The following is a 3,936-nucleotide window of genomic DNA, read 5'->3' as shown; positions in this document are numbered from 1 at the left end:
TGGGTTTTGGCGGGGTGGCGGAATATGGTATCACCGTGCGTTGGGACAAGAACTTTCTCAAACTCATTTATCTGACTTTAGCCCGGCGTCCCGGCTTCCAGATTTTTGGGGGCGTGCGTCTGGGTGGCACCATCACCCTGGAAAATGCCTGGTCTCTGGGGTTTGATCATGTCTGTATTGCCACGGGCGCGGGTTTGCCCAGGGTGGTTCCCATGGGCGAAAGTCTGGCCCGGGGCATGCGTCAGGCCAGTGATTTCCTCATGGCCCTGCAGCTGACCGGTGCCGGGAAAAAGAGCAGTCTCGCCAATTTGCAGGTCCGTTTGCCCGCCGTGGTCATTGGTGGTGGTCTCACAGCGGTGGATACTGCCACCGAAGTACAGGCCTATTATATTCGTCAGGTTGAAAAAGTCCTTGCGCGTTATGAGCAGATGTCCCAGCGTGTCGGTGAAGAAAAAATGCGTGCCGGACTTTCTGCCGAAGACACAGAAATTCTCGAAGAATTTCTTACCCACGGGCGCGCTGTTCGCCAGGAGCGGGAACGCGCACAGGAAACCGGCGAATCCCCGAATTTTGTCCCCCTGATTCAATCCTGGGGTGGGGTCACGCTGGCCTATCGCAAGGGTATGCGGCAATCCCCGGCGTATACACGCAACCATGAAGAATTGATCAAGGCCATGGAAGAGGGCCTGTATTACGCAGAGGGTCTGGACCCCCTGCGTGCCGAACTGGACACCTATGGACACATTGCCCACATGGTTTTCCGGCAGATGCGCGAAGCCGAAGGCCGTTGGCTGACCAGTGATCAGGAGTTGCGTTTACCTGCCCGTGCGGTATTTATTGCGGCGGGAACCGTACCGAATACCATTTATGAAAGGGAGTATCCCGGTACCCTGCTGCTGGATGGGGATCATTTCCAGACCCACGTCGCCCACGGCAAGAGCGCTCTCCAGGCAGTGCAGGTGGCTGAACACTGCAAGGCACCCGAAGCCGGCCCGTTTACTTCCTACACAGATGGGCAGGCGCATCGCGTCAGTTTCATTGGTGATACCCATCCGGTGTTTCATGGTAGCGTGGTCAAAGCCATTGCCTCGGCAAAAGCCAGTTATCCGCAGGTCATGCACAGTCTTAGCGCTCTCGCTCCGGTAGCGCAACATAAGCTGCCGGACTTTCAGGAAAACTTGCGGGATTTGCTGACCATGCGGGTGCTGCGCGTGGATCGCAGTAATCCGGCGGTAACCGAAATGTGGATTAAAGCCCCTCTGGCCGCCCGCAATTTCCGGCCTGGCCAGTTTTTCCGGCTGCAGACTTTTGAAAGCCATAGTCCGGTTGTGAATAATACCCGCCTGCAGATTCCGGTTCTGACCGTCAGTGGTGCCGGCGTCGAAGATGATGCGGTGCGTCTGATGGTACTGCAATGGGGAACCGGACCGCGTCTGGTAGGGAGCCTGGAACCCGGTGATCCCTTGATATTAATGGGTCCCACTGGAGCACCGACAGATATTCCCCAGAATAAAACCATTCTGGTGGTGGCAGGACGCTGGGGTGCTGCGGTCATGCTGGATATCGGTCCCGCGCTGCGTGCTGCGGGTAATCGGGTTCTGTATGTCGCCGCTTTGGGTAAAGCCAGTGAACTGGATAATCAGGCGGAACTTGAAGAAGCGGCGGATCAGATTATCTGGTGTACGGGGAGTGGTCCCCTGATTACAACGCATCGTCCTCAGGACTTGAGTGTTGAAGCCAGTGATATGGTGGAGTTGTTACGTGCTTACGGAGTCGCTGAACTTCCCGGTCAGAGTACGGTGCCGGGGGCGGTAGCCTTGGATCAGGTGGATCGCTTGATGGTCATGGGCTCTACCGGATTATTAAAAGGCTTTCAGCAGGCCCTGAAAGGATCTCTCAGTGCTTATTTCCGCAGTGATCTGGAAGCGGTAGCCACGGTAGGAAGCCCGATGCAGTGTATGCTCAAAGGTGTCTGCGCCCAGTGTTTGCAGTGGCAGATTGATCCGGAAACCGGTAAACGGACCAAAGCGGTATTTTCCTGCGCTGGCCAGGACCAGCCCCTGGCCTGGGTGGATCTGGATAATCTGACGGCACGCCAGAGTCAGAATCGCTTGCTGGAAAGAATATCCAGTCAGTGGCTGGATCATTTGCGCGCCGAGAATAATTAAACTAGAAACGGCAGTTGGCCTGAAGGGGGTTTTGCAGCGACCCTGACCAACGCCTTTTTAGATAACAAGTTAATGCTGATCAGGAAACAGGATGTTCAGCTCCAGCACCTCAAAGTCGCCTTTACGTTCCATGCTGACCTTGATGTTGTTTTTATCCACGGGAATATACTTGGCAATAACTGTCAGTAATTCTTCTTGCAGGGCAGGCAAAAAATCAGGTCCCCCTTCCTCCCTTTCATGGGCAAGAATAAGTTTTAAACGGTCTTTGGCCACATTGGCCGTTTTCTTCCTGGAGCCTAGAATATAATCAAGTATGGACATGTCAGCCTCCAAAAAGCTTTTTGAAAAAACCCACTTTCGGAGCCTGAATAAATCGGAGGGGTTTTTCTTCGCCCAGGAAGCGGGCCACTACATCCTTATAGGCTTCAGCCACATCGGTGTTTTCCATGTGCACTGCGGGAATACCCTGGTTGGAAGCCTGCAGTACCACTTCTGACTCGGGAATGACACCCAGCAGTGGCGTCCTTAATAATTCCTTGACGTCTTCCAGAGAAAGCATTTCACCGTCTTCCACCCGCTTGGCGGAATAACGGGTCAGCAGCAAATGTTCCTTGACGGGTTCTTCTCCCTGTTCGGCGCGACGTGAGCGTGCAGCAAGAATCCCCAGAATCCGATCGGAGTCGCGCACTGACGAAACTTCCGGGTTGGTGACGACAATCGCCTCATCGGCATGATACAAGGCCATGAGCGCTCCTGATTCAATGCCAGCTGGCGAATCACAGACAATATAATCAAAGTCTTTGCGCAGTTCGTCCATAACCGTGGTAACCCCTTCAACGGTCAGGGCATCCTTATCGCGGGTTTGTGATGTGGGGAGCACATACAGGTTTTCGCAGTGTTTGTCCTTGATCAGGGCCTGTTTAAGCTTTGCCTCACCCTGAATGACATTGATGAGATCGTAAACCACCCGACGCTCGCAACCCATGATGAGATCAAGATTGCGTAAGCCCACGTCAAAATCTATGACGACCGTTTTATACCCGCGCAGCGCGAGACCGCTGGAAAAAGCTGCGCTGGTAGTGGTTTTACCGACGCCACCTTTTCCTGAAGTTATGACGATTATTCTGGCCACGTTTCTTGTCTCCGGATCATTATGAATTTAAGGGGGTAATATGCAGTTGCTCGTCGCGGCTGTAAACCTGCGCAGGTTTTCCCCAAAGTGGGTGGTCCGGTTCGAGGGTTCGATATAACCCTGCGATGGAGACGAGTTCTGCCTCCAGCGCCATGCAAAATATACGGGCATTTTCATCTCCGTTGACGCCGGCCAAAGCGCGACCACGCAGCGGTCCGTAAACATGAATGTTGCGGTCAGCGATGATTTCGGCTCCGGCGTTGACGGTTGCCATACAGACCAGATCGCCATTACGCGCATAATTGCGTTGTCCACTGCGCACCGGGTGTTCAACCAGCAGACCGGCAGATGGTGCTGGGTTGGGAGCAGGAGACGGCTGGCTTATGGTTGCTTCGGGGTTCACCGGAGCGCGCTGGGCCTGTCCACGCAATACCGGAAGGTGAAAGGATGCGGCCAGCAACTGATGGGTTGTTGCGGCATTGCGAATGCCTACGGGCATCCAGCCTGCGGTCCTTAATACCTGGATGATTTTTTCGAGTGCCAGTGGGGCTTCTTCAGGAATGCCGCTCAGATCCAAGACCAGCGGTGATTCCTGATGGAATGCCGCAGCAGCAGGATGACGGCGGTGTTCTTCGT

At 54.4% G+C, this 3,936-nt stretch carries 3 protein-coding genes and 1 pseudogene; 1 reads left to right on the top strand and 3 read right to left on the bottom strand.

What is annotated here, in order from left to right; all coding sequences use genetic code 11:
* Positions 1–2,168: pseudogene (locus tag AC2VLY_RS07665) on the top strand (pyridine nucleotide-disulfide oxidoreductase); the annotation flags it as partial.
* A gap of 69 nt (positions 2,169–2,237) precedes the next feature.
* On the opposite strand, the gene minE reads toward AC2VLY_RS07665, so the two are convergent.
* From minE to minC, 3 genes are all read right to left on the bottom strand, one after another.
* Positions 2,238–2,489, bottom strand: a complete 252-nt coding sequence (minE, locus tag AC2VLY_RS07660) for a cell division topological specificity factor MinE (protein WP_010640915.1) — start codon at positions 2,487–2,489, stop codon at positions 2,238–2,240.
* Position 2,490: 1 nt separating this feature from the next.
* Positions 2,491–3,300: a septum site-determining protein MinD gene (gene minD / locus AC2VLY_RS07655; RefSeq protein WP_193650262.1), complete on the bottom strand. Its 810-nt coding sequence runs from the start codon at positions 3,298–3,300 to the stop codon at positions 2,491–2,493.
* A gap of 19 nt (positions 3,301–3,319) precedes the next feature.
* The coding region (gene minC / locus AC2VLY_RS07650; protein WP_486893214.1) for a septum site-determining protein MinC at positions 3,320–3,936 on the bottom strand (617 nt) is incomplete at its 5' end.

Source organism: Acidithiobacillus sp. TH-A36 (assembly GCF_057473445.1).
This window is presented reverse-complemented; position numbering and strand designations above follow the sequence as displayed.